This is a genomic window from Pseudomonas anatoliensis (assembly GCF_017976235.1).
In the GTDB taxonomy this organism is placed as follows: Bacteria; Pseudomonadota; Gammaproteobacteria; order Pseudomonadales; family Pseudomonadaceae; genus Aquipseudomonas; species Aquipseudomonas anatoliensis.
This window is the reverse complement of sequence record NZ_JACVHC010000001.1, coordinates 318,937-342,488: the sequence shown is the minus strand read 5'-3', so window position 1 is coordinate 342,488 and position 23,552 is coordinate 318,937. Positions and strand designations below refer to the sequence as shown.

The 23,552-nt window shown below is 59.1% G+C and carries 18 protein-coding genes; 3 read left to right on the top strand and 15 right to left on the bottom strand.

Annotation, left to right across the window (positions count from 1 at the left end; all coding sequences use genetic code 11):
* Positions 1 to 189 precede the first annotated feature (189 nt).
* From ICA16_RS01470 to ICA16_RS01445, 6 genes are all read right to left on the bottom strand, one after another.
* Complete coding sequence (locus ICA16_RS01470) at positions 190 to 570, bottom strand: DUF6124 family protein (protein ID WP_210699754.1); 381 nt, start codon at positions 568 to 570, stop codon at positions 190 to 192.
* Positions 571 to 1,045: 475 nt separating this feature from the next.
* A complete protein-coding gene (locus ICA16_RS01465; protein ID WP_210699753.1) occupies positions 1,046 to 1,375 on the bottom strand; it encodes a DUF2790 domain-containing protein in 330 nt (109 codons plus the stop codon).
* 67 nt (positions 1,376 to 1,442) lie between these two features.
* On the bottom strand, positions 1,443 to 1,646 hold the full coding sequence (locus ICA16_RS01460; protein ID WP_210699752.1) for a co-regulatory protein PtrA N-terminal domain-containing protein: 204 nt from the start codon (positions 1,644 to 1,646) through the stop codon (positions 1,443 to 1,445).
* Positions 1,647 to 1,882: 236 nt separating this feature from the next.
* Entirely contained in the window at positions 1,883 to 5,029 is a 3,147-nt protein-coding gene (locus tag ICA16_RS01455; RefSeq protein ID WP_210699751.1) for a CusA/CzcA family heavy metal efflux RND transporter, read from the bottom strand.
* 15 nt (positions 5,030 to 5,044) lie between these two features.
* Complete coding sequence (locus ICA16_RS01450; RefSeq protein ID WP_210553074.1) at positions 5,045 to 6,238, bottom strand: efflux RND transporter periplasmic adaptor subunit; 1,194 nt, start codon at positions 6,236 to 6,238, stop codon at positions 5,045 to 5,047.
* 49 nt (positions 6,239 to 6,287) lie between these two features.
* Entirely contained in the window at positions 6,288 to 7,535 is a 1,248-nt protein-coding gene (locus ICA16_RS01445) for a TolC family protein (protein ID WP_210699750.1), read from the bottom strand.
* A 536-nt stretch (positions 7,536 to 8,071) separates the two neighbouring features.
* Here ICA16_RS01445 and ICA16_RS01440 point away from each other — a divergent pair.
* Together ICA16_RS01440 and ICA16_RS01435 are read left to right on the top strand one after the other, a co-directional pair.
* Entirely contained in the window at positions 8,072 to 8,746 is a 675-nt protein-coding gene (locus ICA16_RS01440; RefSeq protein WP_150604162.1) for a heavy metal response regulator transcription factor, read from the top strand.
* Entirely contained in the window at positions 8,743 to 10,176 is a 1,434-nt protein-coding gene (locus ICA16_RS01435; RefSeq protein WP_210699749.1) for a heavy metal sensor histidine kinase, read from the top strand. Before ICA16_RS01440 ends, ICA16_RS01435 begins: the two co-directional genes overlap by 4 nt.
* Positions 10,177 to 10,438: 262 nt before the next feature.
* On the opposite strand, the gene ICA16_RS01430 is transcribed toward ICA16_RS01435, so the two are convergent.
* The 6 genes from ICA16_RS01430 to ICA16_RS01405 are packed head-to-tail and all read right to left on the bottom strand — an operon-like array spanning position 10,439 to position 16,395.
* Positions 10,439 to 12,181 carry an ABC transporter substrate-binding protein gene (locus tag ICA16_RS01430; RefSeq protein WP_042559890.1) on the bottom strand — a complete coding sequence of 581 codons (1,743 nt, stop codon included), beginning with the start codon at positions 12,179 to 12,181 and terminating at the stop codon, positions 10,439 to 10,441.
* A 48-nt stretch (positions 12,182 to 12,229) separates the two neighbouring features.
* Positions 12,230 to 12,502: a DUF2160 domain-containing protein gene (locus tag ICA16_RS01425; protein ID WP_042559891.1), complete on the bottom strand. Its 273-nt coding sequence runs from the start codon at positions 12,500 to 12,502 to the stop codon at positions 12,230 to 12,232.
* A 10-nt stretch (positions 12,503 to 12,512) separates the two neighbouring features.
* Positions 12,513 to 13,313: a carbohydrate ABC transporter permease gene (locus ICA16_RS01420; RefSeq protein WP_210699748.1), complete on the bottom strand. Its 801-nt coding sequence runs from the start codon at positions 13,311 to 13,313 to the stop codon at positions 12,513 to 12,515.
* Positions 13,314 to 13,322: 9 nt separating this feature from the next.
* A complete protein-coding gene (locus ICA16_RS01415; protein WP_042559892.1) occupies positions 13,323 to 14,189 on the bottom strand; it encodes a carbohydrate ABC transporter permease in 867 nt (288 codons plus the stop codon).
* Positions 14,186 to 15,301: an ABC transporter ATP-binding protein gene (locus ICA16_RS01410; protein ID WP_210553077.1), complete on the bottom strand. Its 1,116-nt coding sequence runs from the start codon at positions 15,299 to 15,301 to the stop codon at positions 14,186 to 14,188. The genes ICA16_RS01415 and ICA16_RS01410 overlap by 4 nt, the downstream gene beginning before the upstream one ends.
* On the bottom strand, positions 15,301 to 16,395 hold the full coding sequence (locus tag ICA16_RS01405) for an ABC transporter ATP-binding protein (RefSeq protein WP_210699747.1): 1,095 nt from the start codon (positions 16,393 to 16,395) through the stop codon (positions 15,301 to 15,303). The genes ICA16_RS01410 and ICA16_RS01405 overlap by 1 nt, the downstream gene beginning before the upstream one ends.
* A 374-nt stretch (positions 16,396 to 16,769) precedes the next feature.
* On the opposite strand from ICA16_RS01405, the gene ICA16_RS01400 reads away from it, so the two are divergent.
* Entirely contained in the window at positions 16,770 to 18,608 is a 1,839-nt protein-coding gene (locus ICA16_RS01400) for a sigma-54-dependent Fis family transcriptional regulator (protein WP_210699746.1), read from the top strand.
* 120 nt (positions 18,609 to 18,728) lie between these two features.
* Here ICA16_RS01400 and ICA16_RS01395 read toward each other — a convergent pair whose 3' ends face one another.
* From ICA16_RS01395 to ICA16_RS01385, 3 genes are all read right to left on the bottom strand, one after another.
* Positions 18,729 to 19,937, bottom strand: a complete 1,209-nt coding sequence (locus ICA16_RS01395; protein WP_210699745.1) for an MFS transporter — start codon at positions 19,935 to 19,937, stop codon at positions 18,729 to 18,731.
* 322 nt (positions 19,938 to 20,259) lie between these two features.
* Complete coding sequence (cysS, locus tag ICA16_RS01390) at positions 20,260 to 21,642, bottom strand: cysteine--tRNA ligase (RefSeq protein WP_042559897.1); 1,383 nt, start codon at positions 21,640 to 21,642, stop codon at positions 20,260 to 20,262.
* 21 nt (positions 21,643 to 21,663) lie between these two features.
* Positions 21,664 to 23,361: a glutamine--tRNA ligase/YqeY domain fusion protein gene (locus ICA16_RS01385; protein WP_210699744.1), complete on the bottom strand. Its 1,698-nt coding sequence runs from the start codon at positions 23,359 to 23,361 to the stop codon at positions 21,664 to 21,666.
* Between the last annotated feature and the right edge of the window lie 191 nt (positions 23,362 to 23,552).

The window sequence follows — 23,552 nt, the reverse complement described above, 5'->3', positions numbered from 1 at the left end:
ACGTGAAGGCTGCGAGATCAATCACATGCCGTTTCTTTTGATCCGTACTTCGATAGCTTGAAAAGGGATTGGTAATCACATCGAGTTCAGTTGGACTAGGCATTGACCTGCCTCCGTTGTATTCGAACATTGACCTGCGTGCGCCACGATGTGGCGAGAGATAACCAATCTCGCCACGTGGCTCAGTGCCTACACCGCAGGCTCGACGTTATCCAGCGCTCTGTTCACCGCCAGTTCGCCGAGCATGACGACTTGGGCGATGCCCAGAATCGTCTTGCGATGCGTGCCTTCCAGCAGCGCGGCGAAGTCACCGAGCATGACGCTGGCCGAGCCTAGGGATTCGCTGGCGTTGGCCAGCAGGGATTCGGTGTCGGCGGTGGGATTGACCTGGAACATCTGGTTCTGGACGTAGGGCGTGGCCATGATGGCGGCGGTGGGTTTGAGGTAGAAGTCGAGGGCGCGGTCGGCGGCTTCGTGGAGTTTGCGGGTGTCTTCGCAAGCGTAGGGGGACGTTGTATTGGCGTCCGCAGGGACGGTTGTTTCGGGCGGATTGGGTGTTGGCTTTTTCATGATGAAACTCCGGTGTGGCAATGGAGCTGGCCCATTCGGTTCCAATCGAAGGGTGGCAGCTGTACGCAGGTTGGAACCCGGGCCACCAGACAAAACCCGACAGACTCGAAGTCTCCCGCGCACAGCCGCCATAACGGAGTGCACACCATCAAGGTGCGCAAGCATACGTCATGAAAGCCAGTTTTGCGCTTTCGGGTGGTCCGGGGTTCCAATCCCGATCGCTGATTTGGCAGCGACCCACACAGGCTAGAGAGCCGACGTCCGACGGACAACCTGAAAACATTGTGGGAAGGTTCTGTATTTCCCACACACCCTTTAAACATCCCGAATCGAAATACACATCGTCATATCGAAATCCTCCCCTGTAGGAGCTGCCGAAGGCTGCGATCTTTTGATTTTGATTTTAAAGATCAAGATCAAAAGATCGCAGCCTTCGGCAGCTCCTACACGGGACCGTGTTCTGATCGTTGGCAGATCAGCTGCGCTGGCGGCATTCGCCGGCCACGGTGTATCTGAGGGTGTTGAGCTGGCCCGTCGAATCTTCGTAGGTCATGACGGTGGGGACCACGGCGCAAGTAGCCGGCGGCTTGACGACGCTGACGATTTTCACCACATCCAGCTTCATGCCGTATGCGTATTCCTTCACCACTGGCGGCGCTTTGCCCTGGTTGGCGGCGTATTGCTCCATGGCTTTGGAGTTGGCGCTGAGTGCGCGTTCAAACGCGCGGTCACCACCACCTTCGGCAAGCACATTCAGCGACATTGCCAGCACCCCGGCGAACACTATCCACTTGATCAATTTCATGTTTATAACCTCCATAAAAAAGCCCGGCATCGATGCGCGATGTCGGGCTTGTTCAGTTGCGACACGCTTACAGGTCTTGGGTCTTGTCATCTTTCTTTTCATTGACCACGACCGGATTACCAACGGCCTGTTCCCGGGTAACGAACAGCTCCACGGAGCGGTCATTGGCGGTCATCATTTTTTCGAAGGTGCGGTCACCGCCACCTTCGGCCATGGCCAGGGAAGACATCACTAACGCTGCGGTGAAGGCACTGATCTGGGCGAATTTCATGTTTGATTCCTCGTTTAAGTAGCTGACGGGATCAAGGTAACAATCCGAACCTATCGGGACGGTGGCGGGGAAATTACATATCCGTTATCTGGCCTTACCCCACCACTGAGCAGCCTGCTGCAATACCTGTGGCGAGGGGATTTATCCCCGATGGACTGCGCAGCAGGCCTGCTTTTTTGGGGCCGCTGCGCGACCCATCGGGGATAAATCCCCTCGCCACAGGGTTGTGTTCACAATCAGGTGGGCATTGAGTCCTCATCCCGGCGATGGGCGAGTTGGTACAGCGCCGGCAAGATCAGCAGTGTGAGAATGGTCGAGGACAGAATCCCGCCAATCACCACCGTCGCCAATGGCCGTTGCACTTCGGCACCGGTGCCGGTCGCGAGTGCCATCGGAATAAAGCCCAGCGATGCCACCAGCGCCGTCATCAACACCGGCCGCAATCGCGTCAGTGCTCCGAGGTTGATCGCATCCGTGAGTGACCGCCCCTCCTCCCGCAAATTACGAATAAACGCGATCATCACCAAGCCGTTGAGCACAGCCACACCCGACAGCGCGATGAATCCGACTCCGGCAGAGATCGACAGCGGAATATCCCGCAACCACAGCGCCATCACCCCGCCGGTCAACGCAAACGGAATCCCGGTAAACACCAGCAAGCCATCCTTCAGGTTGTTGAACATCATGAACAACAATCCAAACACCAACAGCAATGCCACCGGCACCACGATCTGCAAGCGCTTGGCCGCCGATTGCAGTTGCTCGAACTGTCCGCCCCAACTGGTCCAGTAACCGGCCGGCACCTGCACATCACGTTCGATCACTTCGCCCGCCTCGGCAACGAACGAACCGATATCGCGCCCGCGCACGTTGGCGCTGACGATCACCAGGCGCTTGCCGTTTTCGCGGCTGACCTGATTCGGCCCCAGCACCAAGTCGAGGCTGGCGACTTCTTGCAACGCGATGAAGCCGATCTGATCCGCCGCGCCATTCACCGCCGGCACCGGAATCAGCAGCGACGACAAGCCTTCGATGTCTTTGCGCATGGCATCGGACAAACGCACGACCATGTCAAAACGCCGATCCCCCTCATACAACGTCCCGGCCTGACGCCCACCCACGGCCACGGCAATGGTGTCCTGCACATCGCCGACGTTGAGCCCGTAACGCGCCGCTTTGTCGCGATCGATGTTGATGGTCAGCACCGGCAACCCGGTGGTTTGCTCGACTTTGACTTCGGATGCGCCATTGACCTTCTGCATCGCCGCCGCAATCTTCGCTGCCGTGGCGTTGAGCACGTCCATGTCATCGCCAAACACCTTCACCGCCACGTCACTGCGCACGCCGGAGATCAGTTCGTTGAAGCGCAACTGAATCGGTTGCGACAGCTCATAGTTGCTGCCCGGCAATGTGGCGGCGGCGGCTTGCAGTTCGGCCATCAGTGTTTCGCGGGACTTGTCCGGGTCCGGCCATTGCTCTTTCGGCTTGAGCATCACGTAGCTGTCGGAGATGTTCGGCGGCATCGGGTCGGAGGCAATTTCGGCGGTGCCGGTGCGGGCGAACACGCGCTCGACTTCCGGCACTTTCGCCAGAATCAGCGTTTCCAGACGCTGCTGCATATCGACCGATTGCGTCAGGCTGGTGCCCGGTACACGCAAGGCCTGCAGGGCAAAATCCCCCTCACTGAGACTCGGCACAAACTCACTGCCCATACGACTGGTCAGCACACCACTGAGCACAATCACGCCCACCACCGCACCGATTGCCACGGTGCGATGAGACATGACCCACGCAAGAGCTGGTGCGTAAACGCGACGTGCACCGCGCATCACCATGCCCTCTTCTTCCTTGACCTTGCCGGTGACAAACAGCGCAATCGCCGCAGGAACAAAGGTCACCGAAAGCAGCATGGCACCGAGCAACGCGATGACCACGGTGAACGCCATCGGATGGAACATTTTCCCTTCTACGCCGCTCAGGGCGAAGATCGGCAGGTACACGACCATGATGATCAACTGGCCGAAAATCAGTGGGCGCCGCGCTTCTTTCGCCGCCGCAAACACTTCATGGAAACGCTCGGATCGCGTCAGCAATCGCCCGTGACGCTGCTGCGCGTGAGCCAAGCGGCGCAGGGTGTTTTCGACGATCACCACCGCGCCGTCGACGATAATGCCGAAGTCCAGCGCCCCCAGACTCATCAGGTTAGCGCTGACCTTGTTGCTGAACATGCCGGTGAAGGTGAACAGCATCGACAGAGGAATCACCATCGCGGTAATCAGCGCCGCGCGGATATTGCCGAGGAACAGGAACAGAATCGCGATCACCAGAATCGCGCCTTCGATGAGGTTTTTCTTCACCGTGGCAATGGCTTTGTCGACCAGGTGCGTGCGGTCATAAACCGTCACCGCGATCACGCCTTTGGGCAGGGATTTGTTGATCTGTTCGAGCTTGTCGGCAACCGCTTGCGACACGGTACGGCTGTTCTCGCCGATCAGCATGAACACCGTGCCGAGCACCACTTCACGGCCATTTTCCGTGGCTGCGCCGCTGCGCAGTTCGCGACCGATTTCCACGGTGGCAACGTTCTTGATGCGGATCGGTGTGCCGTCGACATTGGCCATGACGATGTTGGCAATATCCTCGGTGCTCGCCACTTGCCCCGGCGCGCGAATCAGCAATTGCTCGCCGCTGCGCTCGATGTAGCCAGCGCCGACGTTGGCGTTGTTGCGCTCAAGCGCGGTGACCAGATCGGTGAGGGTCAGTTTGTACGCGGCCAGCCGTTTCGGGTCCGGCGCAATCTGATATTCCTTGGCGAAGCCGCCGATGGTGTTGATCTCGGCCACACCCGGCACGTTGCGCAATTGCGGTTTGATGATCCAGTCCTGAATCACCCGCCGATCGGTTGGCGTGTACGGCGTGCCGTCGTCCTTCAGCGCCCCTTCCCGGGCTTCGACCGTCCACAGGAAAATCTCCCCAAGGCCTGTGGAAATCGGCCCCATCACAGCTTCCGCGCCTTCGGGCAATTGCTCCCTGGCGATCTGCAAACGCTCGTTGACCAGTTGGCGGGCGAAAAACAGGTCGGTGCCGTCCTTGAAGATCACCGTGACTTGCGACAGCCCCGAACGCGACAGCGAACGGGTCTGCTCCAGCGCTGGCAAACCGGCCATGGCGGTTTCAATCGGAAAGGTGATGCGCTGCTCGGTTTCCAGCGGCGAGAACCCGGCGGCGCCGGTGTTGATTTGCACCTGGACGTTGGTGATGTCGGGCACGGCGTCGATCGGCAGTTTTTGATAACTGGCGATGCCGAGCCCGGCCATGAGCAGAACGGCGAGCAGCACGATGATGCGCTGCTCGATGGCAAACTGGATCAGGCGTTCGAACATGGGAGTCTTCCGGGATCAGTGACTGTGCTCGGCTGAGGCTTTGCCCAGTTCCGATTTGAGGACGAAGCTGCCGGCGCTGGCGACTTGCGCGTTCGCATCCAACCCTTGAGTGATTTCCACAAAACCGCCTGCGCGGCTACCCAGTTCCACGGTTTGCGCCTTGAAGCCATCGTCGGTGCGCACGAACACCGTGGGTTTTTCCTCGACGGTCTGGATGGCGTTTTCCGGTACAGCCACTTTCGCCTGACGGCTGTCGGTGGCCACCAGCGCGGTGACGAACAGCCCCGGTCGCCACGAACCTTGCGGGTTTTCCAACGTGACGCGCACGGTCGCCGTGCGGGTTTGTTCGCCAAGCAGACTGCCGACGTAAGCCACGCTGCCGGTGACTTGCGCATTCAATTCCGGCGCGCTAACGGTAACGGTTTTGCCCACCTGCACCTTGGTCAGGTCCTTGGGCGACACGCCAAACGTTACCCAAACCCGCGACAGGTCGGAGAGCGTGAAAGCCGCTGTGGTTTCATCCACCACCTCCCCCGGCGTCAGGTGTTTTTCCACCACGACACCGTCGAACGGCGCACGCAGTTCATAGCGATTGCCGCCGGTGGCGACCACGCTGCCGCTGAGCACGCTGATTTTTTGCCGGGCGTTGTTCACGGCGATTTCCGCTTCTTCCATGGCTTGCCGCGCCTGAAGAAAATCCTGCTCGGCAGAAATCTTGTCCTGCCACAGCGTCTTTTCGCGCTCATAAGTCGTGCGCGCCAAGGCCAAACGGCGTTGCGCCGCAGCCTGCTCGCTGCGCTGGTCGGAGATCTGCTGACTGGAGATGACCGCCAGCAATTGCCCCTTCTTTACCGACTGCCCGAGGTTGACCGACACCGACTCGACCACGCCGGGCACGCGTGGCACGACGTGGGCGGTGCGGTCTTCGTCGAATCGCACTTCACCGGGGAACGGTAAACCCAGGCTGATGGTTTGCGCCCGCGCTTCGGCCAGTTGAATGCCGGCTGCGGTGATCTGTTCGGCGCTCAATTCAATGTGCCCTTCTTCGCCGTGGTCGCCGTCGGCGGCGGCGCCTTCTTCAGCGTGATTGGCATGTTCCGCCCCTTCATCCGCGTGGGCGTCGATAGACGCATTGCCCGGCCACATCGAGCCGATACCGATGCCCAGGGCCAAGGTTGCCGCAGCGACCACAATCAGTTTTTTATCCATGGAAACTCCTCTGCGCCGTGCCATCGCGCAGTGTTGAAAAAGATGAAATTCAAGGGCTGACGGCGAGCTCGCCGAAAATCCGTTCGATGCGTACGCGGGCGTCGGTGGCTTCGCTGACCGCCTGGATGTATTGGCTACGCGCACTGATCAAGGTGCGTTGCGCATCGAGCACGTCGAGAAAGCCGAACTTGCCCATTTCGAAACCGCGAGTGGCGCTGTCGACGGCACTTTGCGCGGCGGGCAGGATGGTTTGATTGAAGGCCTGAACTTCGCCGTTGGCGGTCTGCCATTGCTCAAGACTGGTCTGGATTTCAGTGCGCAAACGCAACTCGGTGGCGTTGCGTAGATCGCGCGCCTGATCGCTGCGTCGCGCGGCCGCCAGCACGTTGCCCTGATTGCGGTTGAACAGCGGAATTGGCATCGACAGCCCGACCACATTGACCCGTTCGCGCTCAGTTTCGCTGTACTGGCTGCCGAGGCTGACGGTGAGATCGGGAATGCGCTGGGACTTCTCCAGCCCCAACGAGGCTTCGCGCTGATCGATCTGCAATTTGGCCAGGCGCAGCTCGGCGGTTTCGTTCAAGCGGTCCAGCAGACGGCTCGGCGGTGGCACTGCGGGCATGTTTGGCGTGGCTGTTTTTACGTTGGTCGAGTTTGGCAACGGTGCGCCCATGACCTGCGCCAGTTGCTGATAAGCGTTGGCCTGATCACGTTCGGCGCGGCTCAGTTCAAGGCGTACTTCGGAGAGCTGCACCTGCGCCCGGGTGCCTTCGACCGGCGAGGATTTGCCCGCCTCGATACGGCCCTGCGCCACGCGCAAACCATGCTCGGCCAGTTGCAGGGATTGACGCGACAACTGCAAGCGCTGCTGTGCGGTCTGGGCGTTGTTGAACGCCTGAATCACATCGGCGCGCAAGGCATTGCGCTTGCGCTCCAGTTCAATACCGGCAGCGTCCTGGGCGCGGCTGGCAACATCGATGCGCGCGCCGCGTTTGCCGCCCAACTCGATCGGCTGGCTGAGCATCACTGTAGTAGTGCGTGAATCGCGGCGGGTGTCTTCGGCCTCCCACGAAACTTCCGGGTTGGGGATCAGCCCCGCCTGCTGGCGATCACCCTCGGCGATGCCGATTTCCCATTGGGCAGCGGCCAGATCGGGGTTGCCGGCGAACGCGGTTTGCAGCGCCTGCTCCAGAGTCAGGGTCGATGCGAGCGCAAGGTTTGCAGTGGCCAGCAACAGAATGCCGCCGGCTATTTTTTTCAGGCGTGATCGCGCCATCAGTTCGGTTAAACCGGGCAATGGTAGACTTCCTTTAATCAAGAATCTTTGATGCCGCCACGGTAGGGTTTTGAACTTATCGACAAGGTGACTGGAAGATTACAAATCCGTTATCCACGGTTTGCCGAAGTTGTTTTGTTTTAGGATGCGAAGTGCTAGCGGCTTTATCGAAATACATCGAAACAAAAACACGGTAGTTATCTGCTGAACAGCACTTGCGGGAATCAAACTCATACGGATTTTGTGGCTTGTGCTGCGGCCGACTGTCGCAGAGCACCGTTTTAAAGCGCTTGGCGGTTGACCCTATAGTCACTACAACCTTTATTGTCCGGACTTCCCCTCACCTCAGCCCTCTCCCGGTGGGAGAGGGAGCCGACCGAAGTGTCTGGCGTTATATATCGACCTGTTACATCAAGTCGATTATGGATTCATTAATGTTTTCTCACGTCGGCGTAGTTCTGAAATATCCCGCGCTCAGTCCTCTCTCCCTCCGGGAGAGGGTTAGGGTGAGGGGCCGCCTTAATTAAATATCCATTAAATAAAAGTGGTGATAGATCATGCGAATCCTTGTCATCGAGGACGAGCTTAAAGCTGCCGAATACTTGCATCAGGGTTTGACCGAAAGTGGCTATATTGTTGACCACGCGACCACCGGTGCGGACGGTTTGCATCTGGCGCAACAACAGGTTTATGACCTGATCATTCTCGACGTCAACCTGCCGGAACTCGACGGCTGGGGCGTGCTGGAGCAGTTGCGCCGCACCCATTCGACACGGGTGATGATGCTCACCGCGCGCGGGCGGCTGGCCGACAAGATTCGCGGGCTCGACCTGGGCGCGGACGATTATCTGGTCAAGCCGTTCGAGTTTCCCGAGTTGCTGGCGCGAGTGCGCACATTGATGCGGCGCAGCGAAAACATCCCGGTGCCGCAGGTGCTGAAAGTCGCTGATCTGGAACTTGATCCGGGGCGGCACCGCGCCTTTCGTGGCCAGCAGCGTATCGACCTGACCACCAAGGAATTCGCCCTGCTGCATTTGCTGATGCGCCAGTCCGGCGAAGTGCTGACCCGCACGCAGATCATTTCGCTGGTGTGGGACATGAATTTCGATTGCGACACCAACGTGGTCGAGGTGTCGATCCGGCGGTTGCGGGCCAAAATCGATGAGCCGTTCGACAATAAGTTGATCCACACCCTGCGCGGTGTCGGCTATGTGCTGGAGGCGCGTGAATGAAGCCGGCCAGCCTGTCGATGCGCCTGGGTTTGACGGTGAGTATTCTCGGCGCGCTGCTGGTGGTGTTTCTGGCGATCCTCGCGTATTTCGCCCTGACCCATGAGCTCAATGCGCTCTCTCGAGACAGTCTGAAAAAGAAGATGGAACAGGTTGAACACAGCCTCTCGTTGTATGCCGACACTAGCGAAATCGGCGCTAAACCGCACATCCTGCTTGATCAGGTCATGGGCCATGACAACCTCACACTGACGATTTACGACCGCAACAATTTGCGCACGCCGTTGCTCAAATCCGGCACTGGCATGGCCGATTCGCGCCTTGAATTGAGGGTTGTGCGGGCGATCACCGACGATTTGACCTACTCCAGCGGCACCGATGCCGAGGGCGCGAAATTCCTCACCGCGTCGAGGCTGATCAGCCTCAAGGGCGGCGCCCGCGTACCTGTGTTGCTGTCGATGGACAACGCCCACGATGAGGCCTTGCTCAGTGCCTATCTGCGCTCGACGCTGATTGCCTTGCCGTTGCTGCTGATCTTCATCGGCCTGAGCGCCTGGGGTGCGGTGCAGCGTGGGCTGGCGCCGATGCGCGAGTTTCGCAAAGTGGCGGCGATGGTCTCGACCCAGGATCTGGATCATCGGCTGTCGGTGGTGAACATGCCGCAAGAGTTGAGCGAACTGGCGCAGGGCATCAACTTCATGCTGCATCGCCTGGATGCGGGGGTGCAGCAGTTGTCGCAGTTTTCGGATGATCTGGCCCATGAGTTGCGCACGCCGATCAATAACCTGATGGGCAAGGCGCAGGTGACGCTGTCGCGCGAACGCACCACCGAGGAATACAAGGACGTACTGGTCTCGTGCACCGAAGAACTGGAGCGCGTGGCGCGGATTGTTTCGGACATGCTGTTTCTGGCGCAGGTCAGCCACCCGTCGGCGCTGGCACCGTTTGAGCCGGTTGCGCTGGAGGTTGAGGCGGCGAAAGTGGCTGAGATGTTTTCGTTGTCGGCGCAGGACAAGGACATTCATTTGAACGTGGTCGGCAGTGCTTCGGTTCTTGGGGATCGGTTGATGATTCAGCGGGCGATATCGAATCTGCTGTCCAACGCGCTGCGCCATTGTCCGTCCGGCAAAACCGTGACGTTGATGATTGAACAAGCTGCGGCGCAGACTTCATTGCTGGTGAGCAATCCCGGTACGGGGATCGAGGCGCAGCATCTGCCCCATCTGTTTGATCGCTTCTACCGCGTAGACAGCAGCCGCTCGCGCTCGCAGGGCAGCACCGGGTTGGGGCTGGCAATCGTGCGCTCGATCATGAGCCTGCATCAGGGCGTGGCCGAGGTGAAGAGTTTGCCGGGGGCGATGACCGTGTTTCGACTGGGTTTCCCTGCAGTGACACGACCGGCCCCATCGCTTGCAGGCAAGCTCCCACAGTGAGTTGCGGTGACACCGGATTTTGTACATTCCAACGAAACCTGTGGGAGCCAGCCTGCTGGCGATTGCGGTGGGTCAGTCAACATCATTGTTGAATGTAAGTCCGCCATCGCTGGCAAGCCAGCTCCCACAGTGTTCAGTGGTGCCCACAAAATCCAGGAACACTCGAGATCCCTGTGGGAGCTGGCTTGCCAGCGATGGCGGTGGATCAGCCACAAAAGAAAACGGCACCTTGCGGTGCCGTTTGCCTTTCACAGTTCCCCCATCACTTACGCGCATCCGCCCACGATTTAAGCAGCTCGTTATAACTCACGGTCTCACCCTTCGGCTTCTCGTTAGCCAGTTTCGGTTTCGGCGCACCCGGTTGATCAAACCAGTACTGAGCATCGCGTTCCGGGTTCATTTTCGGTGCGCAGGTGGCCTGGGCCTTGGAGCGTTCCAGACGCGTCATGATCGCGTCCTGATCTTTCGCCAAGCCATCCAGCGCCTGCTGCGGAGTCTTCTCGCCGCTCGCCGCTTCGGCGATGTGGCTCCACCACAGTTGTGCCAGACGCGGATAGTCGGGCACGTTGGTGCCGGTCGGCGACCATTGCACGCGGGCCGGGCTGCGATAGAACTCGACCAGACCACCGAGTTTCGGCGCCAGATCGGTCATGGCCTGCGAGTTGATGTCCGACTCGCGAATCGGTGTCAGACCGACAATGGTTTTCTTCAGCGAAACCGTTTTCGAGGTCACGAACTGCGCGTACAGCCACGCCGCGAGTTTCTGTTTCTCAGGCGTGGATTTCATGAACGTCCACGAGCCCACATCCTGATAGCCGAGCTTCATGCCCTCTTCCCAATACGGGCCTTTAGGCGACGGCGCCATGCGCCACTTCGGCGTGCCGTCGGCGTTGACCACCGGCAGGCCGGGTTTGGTCATGTCGGCGGTGAACGCGGTGTACCAGAAGATCTGCTGGGCGATGTTGCCCTGCGATGGCACCGGGCCGGACTCGGAGAAGGTCATGCCCGCTGCTTCCGGTGGCGCGTAGGCCTTGAGCCAGTCGACATATTTGGTGGTGGCAAACACCGCCGCCGGGCCGTTGGTGTCGCCGCCGCGGGTCACGCTGGAGCCGACCGGATGGCAGTCCTCGACACGAATCCCCCACTCGTCCACCGGCAAACCGTTGGGCAAGCCCTTGTCGCCGCCGCCCGCCATGGAGAACCAGGCATCGGTGAAACGCCAGCCCAGCGACGGGTCTTTCTTGCCGTAGTCCATGTGCCCGTAAACGCGCTTGCCGTCGATTTCCTTGACGTCTTCGCTGAAGAATTTGGCGATGTCTTCATAGGCCGACCAGTTCACCGGCACACCCAATTCGTAGCCGTACTTTTCCTTGAACTTGGCTTTCAGGTCGGCACGCTCGAACCAGTCGGCGCGGAACCAGTACAGGTTGGCGAATTGCTGGTCGGGCAATTGATAGATCTTGCCGTCCGGCGCGGTGGTGAACGAGATGCCGATAAAGTCCTTGAGGTCGAGGGTCGGCGAGGTGAAATTCTTGCCTTCGTTGGCCATCAGGTCGGTGATCGATTCGGTCTTGCCGTAGCGAAAGTGCGTACCGATCAGGTCCGAGTCGTTGACCCAGCCGTCATAAATATTCTTGTCGGACTGCATCACCGTCTGCATCTTTTCCACCACGTCGCCTTCTTGCAGCAAGTCGTGGGTGAGCTTGATCCCGGTGATTTCAGTGAAAGCCTTGGCCAGCACTTTCGACTCATATTCGTGGGTGGTCAGGGTCTCGGAAACGACCTTGATGTTCATGCCACGAAACGGCTCGGCTGCCTTGATGAACCACTTCAATTCTTCGAGCTGCTGTTCGGCCGTCAGGGTCGACGGTTTGAATTCGCTGCCGATCCACTTTTTCGCAGCGTCTTCGTAGGCATCGGCCCAGGCAGATGCGCTCAAACCGCTGAGTGCCAGCATGGCTGCCAATGAAATGCTATGTCGCAGCTTATTGTTTTTGTCGAACATAGAGACCTCCTGTTTAGGATTTCGGAGCACGATTGCCGATCAATTCGACTAGCCCCAACGCATCACAGCCAACAGCCACACCAGGGACAACGCGGACGCGACCCAGATGCTCCAGTCGGTGGCGCCGATTACCAGCAAATGCAGGTAGGCGCTGCCGAGAAGACCGATAAACAAGCGATCACCACGGGTGGTGGCAATCGGCAGAAACCCTCGCCGCAGAATGCTCGGCGAACGCAATTCCCAGGTGGTCATGCCCACCAGAATCAGGCCGATGACGATGAAGAACGTCGCTGTGGGGGTGGTCCAACTCATCCATTCCATCATCAGCTCCTCAGACTCGACCGAGGGCAAAGCCCTTGGCCACGTGGTTGCGAACAAACCAGATCACCAGCATCCCCGGCAGAATGGTCAATACCCCCGCCGCCGCCAGCACGCCCCAATCGATACCCGAAGCCGAAACGGTACGGGTCATCACCGCCGCAATCGGCTTGGCGTTTACCGAGGTCAACGTACGCGCCAGCAACAGCTCGACCCAGGAAAACATAAAGCAGAAAAACGCCGTGACGCCGATGCCGGAGCCGATCAGCGGGATGAAAATCTTCACGAAGAACTTGGGGAAACTGTAGTTATCAATGTAGGCGGTTTCGTCGATTTCTTTCGGCACGCCGGACATGAAGCCTTCGAGAATCCACACCGCCAACGGTACGTTGAACAGACAGTGCGCCAGTGCCACGGCGATGTGCGTGTCGAACAGACCAATCGACGAATACAGCTGGAAGAACGGCAACAGAAACACCGCCGGTGGCGCCATGCGGTTGGTCAGCAGCCAAAAGAACAGGTGCTTGTCACCCAGGAAACGGTAGCGCGAAAACGCATAGGCCGCCGGCAACGCCACGCTCAGCGAGATCACCGTGTTCAGGCTGACGTAGTACAGCGAGTTGAGATAACCGTTGTACCAACTCGGATCGGTGAAGATCACCTTGTAGTTCGCCAGCGTGAAGTCCTGTGGGAAAAGCGTCAGGCCACCGAGGATTTCAGTGTTGCTCTTGAAGGACATGTTCAGCAGCCAGTAGATCGGCACCAGCAGGAACAGGATGTAGATCAGCAGCGGAATAAGCTTTCTCTTGCTCATGGCCGGGCCTCAGCGGTTGGCGTCGGAGTGCGTCATGGCGGTGTAGAACAGCCAGGACACCAACAGGATGATCAGGAAGTACACCAGCGAGAAAGCCGCTGCCGGACCCAGGTCGAATTGGCCTACAGCCATTTGCGTCAACGTCTGACTCAGGAAGGTCGTAGCGTTACCCGGCCCGCCGCCGGTGAGCACGAACGGTTCGGTGTAGATCATGAAACTGTCCATGAAGCGCAGCATCACCGCGATCAACAACACGCTTTTGAGCTTGGGCAACTGAATGTGCCTGAACACCGCCCATCCCGAAGCGCGGTCGATGCGCGCGGCCTGGTAATACACGTCGGGAATCGCGCGTAATCCGGAGAAACACAGCAGCGCCACCAATGAAGTCCAGTGCCAGACATCCATCACCAACACCGTCACCCAGGCGTCCATGGTGTTGGCCGCATAGTTGTAGCTGATGCCCATGGCGTTGAGGCTGGAACCGAGCAACCCGATGTCGGCACGGCCGAAAATCTGCCAGATAGTGCCGACCACGTTCCACGGGATCAGCAGCGGAATCGCCAGAATGATCAGCACCACCGACGACCAGCGGCCCTTGGTCGGCATGGTCAGGGCGACAGCGATGCCCAGCGGAATTTCGATCAACAGCACGCACGCCGAGTAGATGAACTGGCGCAGCAGCGAGTCATGCAGACGCGGGTCGAGCAGCACTTGCTTGTACCAATCTGCGCCGACGAAGTAGCGGCTGGACTGGTCGAAGATGTCCTGCACCGAATAGTTGACCACGGTCATCATCGGAATTACCGCACTGAATGCCACCAGCAGAAAAACCGGCAACACCAGCCACCAGGCCTTGTTGTTCTGCACCTTGTTCATGGCTGCACCTCGCTGTTTTCGCTGGCTTCGAGGAGGAATTCGTCGGCATAGACCATCAGCCACTGCGCCGGAAAACTGATGTACGCCGTGCCCTGCGGCACCGGTTTGTCTTCCGCCAGGCGAACTTTCAACGGTGCGCCGTCGAGGTCGAGGGTCATGATCTTGTAGGTGCCGAGGTCTTCGACGTGTACGACCCTGGCCTGCATCGCGTCATCAAACGGCTCGTCCCACACGTGAATGAACTCGGGACGGATGCCGACCTTCAGATTTTTCCACTGGCCATGTTCGATATGGCGCTGCAAGGCGTCGGACAACGGCAGGTGCGTCGAAGCGAAACCGACGCCACCGGGCTGCGGTTGCACTTCGATCAGATTCATACCCGGGCTGCCGATGAAGTAGCCGACGAAGGTATGGCTCGGTCGCTCGAACAATTCCCGTGGCGTGCCGAACTGGACGATCTGGCCGCCGTACATCACCGCAATCTTGTCGGCGAAGGTCGAGGCCTCCAGTTGATCGTGGGTGACATAGACCATGGTGATGTTGAACTGCTCGTGGATCTGCTTGAGCTTGCGCCGCAGTTTCCATTTCAGGTGCGGGTCGATCACCGTCAGCGGCTCATCGAAGAGGATCGCCGAGACGTCATCGCGCACCAGACCACGGCCCATGGAGACTTTCTGTTTTTCGTCAGCGGTGAGGTTGCGCGCCTTCTTGCTCAGCAGGTTTTGCAGGTCGAGCACTTCGGCGATTTCCTGCACCTTGCTGTGCACTTTCGCCTCGGCCATGCCCTGATTGCGCAGGGGAAACGCGAGGTTGTCGAACACGGTCATGGTGTCGTAGACCACCGGAAACTGGAACACCTGCGCAATGTTGCGCTTCTCCGGCGTCAGGTCGTTGACCGCTTTGCCGTCGAACAGCACATGCCCTTGCGAGGGGCTGAGCAGACCGGAAATGATGTTGAGCAAGGTCGATTTGCCGCAACCCGACGGCCCTAGCAGCGCATAAGCCCCACCCTGTTCCCAAACGTGATCCATCTCGCGGATCGCGTAATCCTCCGGCCCACCCGGGGTTTTGCTGTAGCTGTGGGCGAGGTGTTGCAAGCGGATTTCGGCCATCAGGCAACCCTCGCGACACGCCGGCCAGGTGCTTGCACCAGACGGCCCTGCGCATCGAAAACAAACAGTTTATGGGTCGGGATATAGATGCGGATCGGCGCATCGACGTCGTATTCGTGAACACCCGGCAAGTGCAGCACCAGCAGGAAATGCTCGTTGCGTACATGCAGAAAGGTTTCCGAACCACTGATCTCGGCGACTTCGACGGTGACCGCCAACTCCAGATCATCATCGTTGCTCGGCACCAGCGAGATGTGGCTCGGGCGCACGCCAAAGCGGAACTCACCCTCGCCCACCGGACGCAGATCGACGTTCAACGGGAAGTGCACAAAATTGGCGAAACTGACTTCGTTGCCGGCGATGCGGCCGGGCATCAGGTTGATTGGCGGCTCGGAAAACAACTCCGCCGCCAGCACCGATTGCGGCTGGTGATAAACCTCGGTCGACGGGCCGCTCTGAATCACCCGGCCTTCGTGAAGAATGGTCGTGGTGCCGCCCAGCGCCAACGCTTCGTTGGGCTCGGTGGTGGCGTAAATCGCAATGGTGTGGCGCAGCTTGAACAGCTCGCGCATTTCCTGACGCAGTTCTTCGCGCAGTTTGTAGTCGAGGTTGACCAGCGGCTCATCGAACAGAATCAGTTCGGCATCCTTGACCAGCGCCCGCGCCATGGCAGTGCGTTGTTGCTGACCACCCGAGAGCTCCAGCGGATAGCGCTGCAAGAACTTCTCGATGCGCAGCATTCGCGCGGTTTCCTGCACCCGGCTGTGGATAATCTCTTTCGAGACGCCGGCCTGGCGCAGTGGCGAGGCGATGTTCTCGAATACGGTCATGGTCGGGTAATTGATGAACTGCTGATAGACCATCGACACGTTGCGCAAGCGCACCGGGCGTTGCGTGACGTCGACACCGTTCATCAGCACGCGGCCGCTGTCTGGCTTGTCGAGGCCGGCCATCAGGCGCATCAGGCTGGTCTTGCCGGACAGCGTGCGACCGAGCAAAACGTTGAACGAACCGGGTTCGAATTTCAGGCAGGCATCGTCGATCCAGATCTGGCCCTCGACGGTGCGGCTGACGTGCTCCAGGGTGAGTGACATGGCTCGGCCTTTTTTATTTTTGGAGTCAAGCGACCTGTGCACTGGAGCGACTTTCGTGCCAAAAACGGCAAGCTGTTGATTTGTCGTGAAAATCGCTGAAAACGTCGCTAAGAGGCATTCAATGGTGAACACATTTGAACAGTTGGACGATTGACAATGAACAATTGTGAACAACACTCTATGCACTCTTCGCGCATCCCCGAATGCAAACGGAATTGCCTGCGAACGCAACATCGCCACCTGTAGGAGCTGCCGAAGGCTGCGATCTTTTGATCTTGTTTTTAACAAGCCACGTCAAAAGATCGCAGCCTTCGGCAGCTCCTACAGGGGATCGCATAACAATAATAAAAATGTTGTTTCAGAGGCTGACCGCCATGGCCGCACCTGCCCCGCCGTTGTCCCACGACGCGATCGTCCAGAGTTCCTGGCAACGCTGTCGCGCGTTCGGTCTTGACCACCAGAGCACCCCGGCTTTCGATCAACTGCCCGCCGCCAGCATTGCGCGGTTACTCGACAGCCAACATTCACTGGTGCAGACCACCCATCAGGAAGTGCTGCCCTATTACGAGAACATCCTCAGCAATTCCAATTGCCTGATCATGCTCGCCGATAGCCAGGGCCAGGTGCTGACCTCGTGGGGCACGCAACGCTTTATCGAGCCGAATCTGGCCCGGGGTTTTCAGGCCGGGGCGAGCTGGATGGAGCGCTGCAGCGGCACCAATGCCATCGGCACGGCGCTGGCCTGTGAGCAGGCCGTGCACATCGAACACGATGAACATTTTCTTAAAGCCAACCGCTTCATGACCGGTTCCGCCGCGCCGATTTTCGATGCCGAGCGCAAGGTGATCGCGGTGCTCGACGTCTCCAGCGACAGCTATCTGCCGCCGTCGCACACACTGGGCATGGTCAAGATGATGAGTCAGACCGTGGAGAACCGGCTGATCCTCAACCTGTTTCACGGTCAGCACTTTCAACTGACCTTCAACACCGGGTTGAACAACCTCGACAGTCAGTGGGCCGGGTTGTTGATCTTTGATGAGAGCGGCCAGGTGCTGTCGGCCAATCGCCGGGCGGACAATCTGCTCGGCGTGCGTTTGTCGCGAGTGAGCGTCGAAAGCCTGTTCAAGGTGTCGTTGCTGGAGTTGATCAATCAGCCAGACGGGCTGCCGTTTGCCTTGCAGACCTCGGGGCGCAACCGTTTTCAGTGCCTGTTGAAGCGCCCGAAACAGGCACCGATTCAGGCGCGGGTTTTTACGGCTGAAACTAAACCCGTCGTTTCAACGACGATCAGCCTCAACACTCTGCACTTCGGCGACAGCCGCGTGGAAAAAGCCGTACGGCAAGCAGAACGACTCTTGGAAAAAGACATTCCCCTGCTGATTCACGGCGAAACCGGCGTCGGCAAAGAGGTGTTCGTCAAAGCCCTGCACCAGGCCAGTTCACGCAGCAAACAGGCGTTTATCGCCGTCAACTGCGCGGCGATTCCCGCCGAACTGGTCGAGTCCGAACTGTTTGGCTATGAGAAAGGCGCGTTCACGGGCGCCAATCAGAAAGGCAGCATCGGCCTGATCCGCAAGGCTGACAAAGGCACGTTGTTCCTCGATGAAATCGGCGACATGCCGCTGCCCACTCAGGCGCGGTTGTTGCGGGTGTTGCAAGAGCGCTGCGTGCAACCGGTGGGCAGCAGTGAATTGTTCCCGGTGGATCTGCGGATTATCTCGGCGACTAACCGTTCGTTGCGCGAACAGGTGCAACTGGGACGGTTCCGCGAGGATTTGTATTACCGCATTGGTGGCCTGACGCTGGAACTGCCGCCGCTGCGCGAGCGCAGTGATAAACAAGCGCTATTTAAACGGCTTTGGGAGCAGCATCGAGAGCCGACGCAGTGGGCGGGTTTGAGTCCAGAGGTGCTGGAGTTGTTCGACAAGCATCCGTGGCCGGGGAATCTGCGCCAGGTCAGCAGCGTGATGCAGGTGGCACTGGCCATGGCTGAAGAGCAACCGGTGCGGTTGGAGCATTTGCCGGATGATTTTTTTGTTGATCTGGAGATGGAGCCGCTTGAGAGCGCGCAGCCGTTGGGGTTGGATTTGAATGATGTTGAAGCGTTGAATCGGGAGTTGAAGTTGGCGGGGGGCAATATTTCGCACTTGGCGCGGCGGTTGGGGGTTAGTCGCAATACCCTTTATAAGCGGTTGCGGCAGTTGGGCGGTTAACAGCGAAGATCAAAAGATCGCAGCCTGCGGCAGCTCCTACACGGTGTACGCAATGCCACTGTAGGAGCTGCCGAAGGCTGCGATCTTTTGACTTTGAAAGCTATATAAAAGCAGTGCGCATTACGAATACGCCGACTCAATATTTGTCGTTGAAGCAGCAGCCAACGTACGCAATCCAATCAACACAACCACCATCATCATCACCCCCGCACCAATCGCCACCCCGAACCCCGCACGCGCGCCATAAGCATCAATCACCGGCCCCGCGAGCATGCCCCCAAGCGCTACGCCAATGCTGATGCCAGTGGTCATCCACGTCAGCCCTTCTGTCATCCTGGACGCAGGGATGATGATCGTCCCCAACTTCATGACCACGACCATGGTGGGCGCAAACGATATGCCCGCGATAAACAGCATCGCTGACAGGACATAAACATCTGTTGCGAAAACCGGCAGTACGCCGGTGACGGCCGTGACCAATATGCCGATAAAGAACTGTTTTTCGATCGGCAGGGAAACCCGCAATGCACCGAACGTAAGGCCCGCCACCAGAGAGCCGAGCGCATAGGCGGCGAGCATGAACGTGGCAGACGCGGGCCAGCCTTGATCATTGGCAAAAGCCACGACGGCGACATCGATTGCACCGCCAATGGCGCCCATCGCCAACAGCGCCAGGACAATGGTGCAAACGCCAGGAATCAGCAACGTGGAACCGCTATTGCTGCGGTTGCCCACGACCACTTTCGGTTCGGTCTGGCGCTGCATGAGAAACGCCGTCACCCCGACGGCCAGCAGCCCGACCGCCACCAGTGGCCCGGCTTCGGCGAAGAAGCTCACGCTCAAACCGATCGCCAGTGGCGGGCCGATGATGTACGCGAGTTCGGTCAAGACCGTGTCCAGAGAGAACGCCGTGTGCAACTGCGGCTTGCCACGGAACAAGTGCGACCAGCGTGCCCTGATCATGGACGGCATGCTGGGCATCGTCCCCGCCAGTGCCGCCAGAACAAAAAACAAGGCGGCAGGAGCCCTCATGTAGACGGCGAAGATCAGCGCCAGCAGCATGACCACGCTGAAAGCCGTGACGATGGGCAGCACGCGACTCTGGCCGCGCTGATCAACGAGTCTCGAAATAACCGGGCCAAGCAGTGCATTGGCCAAGGTGAACGTACCGGCGACGGCGCCGGCCAACCAGTAGACACCGGTTTGCTGGACCAGCATGGTGATGATGCCGATGCCGATCATTGCTTGTGGCAGTCGGGCAATAGAGCTCGCGAGCACTAACCCGGTGGCGCCGGGGGTGGTGAATAGTTCGCGATAGTGATTGGCCATGATTCCTCCATTTATTCGTCGCTGGTCAGCATCCTGCTGCAAGCGCCGCCCATGTTGGCGGAGTCAGATATCAAGACCTACGCGTAGAGCAAAAGCAACCCCCTCACTAACGCTCTCCCGGAGGGAGAGGGTTAGTGAGGGGCTCTTCTTCGTGACAGGTCGAGGGTTGGAGGCACAGATCAAAAGATCGCAGCCTTCGGCAGCTCCTACAGGATCGCGAGTGTAGGCAATCTCAATGTAGGAGCTGCCGAAGGCTGCGATCTTTTGATTCTAAAAAACAAAAACCCGCACAAGGCGGGTTTTGTTTGTATCAGGTAGGCAATCAGTCAGCCAGACGCCAGGTAGTCCCACCCTTCCCGTCTTCCAACACAACTCCCATCGCAGTGAGCTGGTCACGAATACGGTCGGACTCAGCCCAATCCTTACCGGCCCGTGCCGCCAGACGCGCAGCAATCAGCGCGTCGACTTCAGCCGCGTCAACACGCCCTTCGGCGCCGGCCTGCAGGAAGTCGTCGGCCTCAAGCTGCAACACACCCAATACGCTGGCCAGTTCTTTCAAACGTGCCGCCAGACCGGCCGCTGCATCAAGATCGCTCTCGCGCAGACGGTTGATCTCACGCACCATCTCGAACAGCACCGCGCAGGCTTCCGGCGTGCCGAAGTCGTCGTTCATCACCGTGGTGAAACGTTCGACAAATGCTTCGCCGCCGGCAGGCGCCACGTTCGGCAGGCCTTTCAACGCGTGGTAGAAACGCTCGAGTGCGCTTTTGGCGTCCTTGAGGTTGTCTTCCGAGTAGTTGATCGCGCTGCGGTAGTGGCTCGACACCAGCAGGTAACGCACGACTTCCGGGTGGTACTTTTCCAGCACGTCGCGGATGGTGAAGAAGTTGTTCAAGGACTTGGACATCTTCTCACCATTGATGCGAATCATGCCGCAATGCATCCACGCGTTGGCGTAGGTCTTGCCAGTGGCCGCTTCGCTCTGGGCGATTTCGTTTTCGTGGTGCGGGAACTCGAGGTCGCTGCCGCCGCCATGAATATCGAAAGTCTCACCGAGGCAGCAGGTCGACATCACCGAGCATTCGATGTGCCAGCCCGGACGACCGTCACCCCACGGCGATGCCCAGCTTGGCTCGCCCGGCTTGACGCCTTTCCACAGCACGAAGTCCAGCGGATCTTCCTTGGCTTCGTCGACCTCGATCCGCGCCCCGATGCGCAGGTCTTCGATCTTCTTGCGCGACAGCTTGCCGTAGCCCATGAACTTGCCGACGCGGTAGTACACGTCGCCATTGCCCGGGGCGTAGGCGTAGCCCTTGTCGATCAGGGTCTGGATCATCGCGTGCATGCCCGGAATGTGATCCGTGGCGCGCGGTTCCATGTCCGGCTTCTTGATGTTCAGGCGCGCTTCGTCTTCATGCATCGCGGCGATCATGCGCTCGGTCAACGCTTCGAACGACTCGCCGTTCTCGTTGGCACGATTGATGATCTTGTCGTCGATGTCGGTGATGTTGCGCACGTAAGTCAGGTCGTAACCGCTGAACCGCAACCAGCGGGTCACCAGGTCGAACGCGACCATGCTGCGACCGTGGCCCAGGTGGCAGTAGTCGTACACGGTCATCCCGCAGACGTACATGCGCACCTTGTTGCCATCGAGCGGCTTGAAGACTTCTTTGCTCTTGGTGAGCGTGTTGTAGATCGTAAGCACGTTGGTTTCCTTGACGCTAAATCACTGGCCCCACGAATCACGCAGGGTCACGGTACGGTTGAATACCGGCTGACCTGGTTTCGAGTCCTTGATATCGGCAACGAAGTAGCCTTCGCGCTCGAACTGGAAACGGTCTTCCGGCTGTGCATTGCCAAGCGATGGCTCAGCACGACAACCGGTCAGCACTTGCAGCGAATCAGGGTTGATGTTGTCGAGGAAACTGGCGCTGTCTTCGGCCTTCTCCGGGTTGGCCGAACGGAACAGACGATCGTACAGACGCACTTCGCACTCGATGCTGGCGGCGGCCGGCACCCAGTGGATCACGCCTTTGACCTTACGGCCTTCCGGGTTCTTGCCCAGGGTTTCCGGGTCGTAGGAGCAACGCAGTTCGACGATGTTGCCATCGGCGTCCTTGATCGCTTCGTCGGCGCGGATCACGTAGCTGCCGCGCAGACGCACTTCGCCGCCCGATTCCAGACGCTTGTAGCCCTTCGGCGGCTCTTCCATGAAGTCTTCACGGTCGATGTAGATTTCCCGGGCGAACGGCAGAGCGCGCACGCCCATGTCTTCTTTCGGATGGCGCGGCAGTTCGAGGTTCTCGACCTGGCCTTCCGGGTAGTTGGTGATCACGACTTTCAGCGGACGCAGCACGCACATGGCACGCGGGGCGCTGTGGTCGAGGTCGTCACGGATGCTGAATTCGAGCATGCCGAAGTCGACCACGCCGTCGGAACGGTTGGTGCCGATCATTTCGCAGAAGTTGCGGATCGATTTCGGCGTGTAGCCACGACGACGGAAGCCCGACAGCGTGGACATGCGCGGATCGTCCCAACCGTGAACGTGCTTTTCATCGACCAGTTGCTTGAGCTTGCGCTTGCTGGTGATGGTGTAGTTGAGGTTCAAGCGGCTGAACTCGTACTGACGCGGGTGCGCCGGCACTGGCAGCGCATCGAGGAACCACTCGTACAGCGGACGATGGCTTTCGAATTCCAGGGTGCAGATCGAGTGGGTGATGCCTTCGATGGCGTCCGACTGACCGTGGGTGAAGTCGTAGTTCGGGTAGATGCACCACTTGTCACCGGTCTGATGGTGATGGGCGTGGCGGATGCGGTACATGATCGGGTCGCGCAGGTTCATGTTCGGCGAGGCCATGTCGATCTTGGCACGCAGCACACGGGCGCCGTCCGGGAACTCACCGGCGCGCATGCGGGCGAACCAGTCGAGGTTCTCTTCAACCGAACGATCACGGAACGGGCTGTTCTTGCCCGGCTCGGTCAGGCTGCCGCGGTATTCCTTGGCTTGCTCAGGCGTCAGGTCGTCGACGTAGGCCTTGCCGGCCTTGATCAGCTCGACGGCCCAGTCGTGCAACTGGTCGAAATACTGCGAGGCGTAGCGCACTTCGCCGGACCATTCAAAGCCCAGCCATTTGACGTCGCTTTCGATCGCGTCGATGTATTCCTGATCTTCCTTGGCCGGGTTGGTGTCATCGAAACGCAGGTGCGTGACGCCGCCGAACTCCTGGGCCAGACCGAAGTTCACGCAGATCGACTTGGCGTGGCCGATGTGCAGGTAGCCGTTGGGCTCAGGCGGGAAACGGGTGATGATCTTGGTGTGCTTGCCCGAGTCCAGGTCTGCCTGGATGATCGGCCGCAGGAAGTTGACCGGCACGGCAGGGCCGGACTTGGCATTCGAGGTAGGGTCGACAGTGGGCTTGCTCATAGGATCCTTGACTTACATGTGCGCGGCCGCAGAAGAGGGGCCAGACAAAACAAAGCCGCTATCATAGCCGATGCCGTCAAGGGCCTGACAGAGCAGGCCCTATAAAGGCGTGCATTTAATCGCACGGAAATGAAAAACTGCCTCGAAATTCGCGCCTGTCACGCTAAACTGCGCACCTTGGCCTTCAAGGG

Bases quoted from the DNA above. Each gene is read 5' to 3' on its own strand.
- ICA16_RS01455 (WP_210699751.1), bottom strand. From the start codon at position 5,029: ATGTTCGAACGCCTGATCCAGTTTGCCATCGAGCAGCGCATCATCGTG.
- ICA16_RS01465 (WP_210699753.1), bottom strand. From the start codon at position 1,375: ATGAAATTGATCAAGTGGATAGTGTTCGCCGGGGTGCTGGCAATGTCG.
- ICA16_RS01400 (WP_210699746.1), top strand. From the start codon at position 16,770: ATGGCCGCACCTGCCCCGCCGTTGTCCCACGACGCGATCGTCCAGAGT.
- ICA16_RS01450 (WP_210553074.1), bottom strand. From the start codon at position 6,238: ATGGATAAAAAACTGATTGTGGTCGCTGCGGCAACCTTGGCCCTGGGC.
- ICA16_RS01435 (WP_210699749.1), top strand. From the start codon at position 8,743: ATGAAGCCGGCCAGCCTGTCGATGCGCCTGGGTTTGACGGTGAGTATT.
- ICA16_RS01430 (WP_042559890.1), bottom strand. From the start codon at position 12,181: ATGTTCGACAAAAACAATAAGCTGCGACATAGCATTTCATTGGCAGCC.
- ICA16_RS01460 (WP_210699752.1), bottom strand. From the start codon at position 1,646: ATGAAATTCGCCCAGATCAGTGCCTTCACCGCAGCGTTAGTGATGTCT.
- ICA16_RS01405 (WP_210699747.1), bottom strand. From the start codon at position 16,395: ATGTCACTCACCCTGGAGCACGTCAGCCGCACCGTCGAGGGCCAGATC.
- ICA16_RS01440 (WP_150604162.1), top strand. From the start codon at position 8,072: ATGCGAATCCTTGTCATCGAGGACGAGCTTAAAGCTGCCGAATACTTG.
- ICA16_RS01415 (WP_042559892.1), bottom strand. From the start codon at position 14,189: ATGAACAAGGTGCAGAACAACAAGGCCTGGTGGCTGGTGTTGCCGGTT.
- ICA16_RS01470 (WP_210699754.1), bottom strand. From the start codon at position 570: ATGAAAAAGCCAACACCCAATCCGCCCGAAACAACCGTCCCTGCGGAC.
- ICA16_RS01425 (WP_042559891.1), bottom strand. From the start codon at position 12,502: ATGGAATGGATGAGTTGGACCACCCCCACAGCGACGTTCTTCATCGTC.
- ICA16_RS01395 (WP_210699745.1), bottom strand. From the start codon at position 19,937: ATGGCCAATCACTATCGCGAACTATTCACCACCCCCGGCGCCACCGGG.
- ICA16_RS01410 (WP_210553077.1), bottom strand. From the start codon at position 15,301: ATGGCCGAAATCCGCTTGCAACACCTCGCCCACAGCTACAGCAAAACC.
- ICA16_RS01385 (WP_210699744.1), bottom strand. From the start codon at position 23,361: ATGAGCAAGCCCACTGTCGACCCTACCTCGAATGCCAAGTCCGGCCCT.
- ICA16_RS01420 (WP_210699748.1), bottom strand. From the start codon at position 13,313: ATGAGCAAGAGAAAGCTTATTCCGCTGCTGATCTACATCCTGTTCCTG.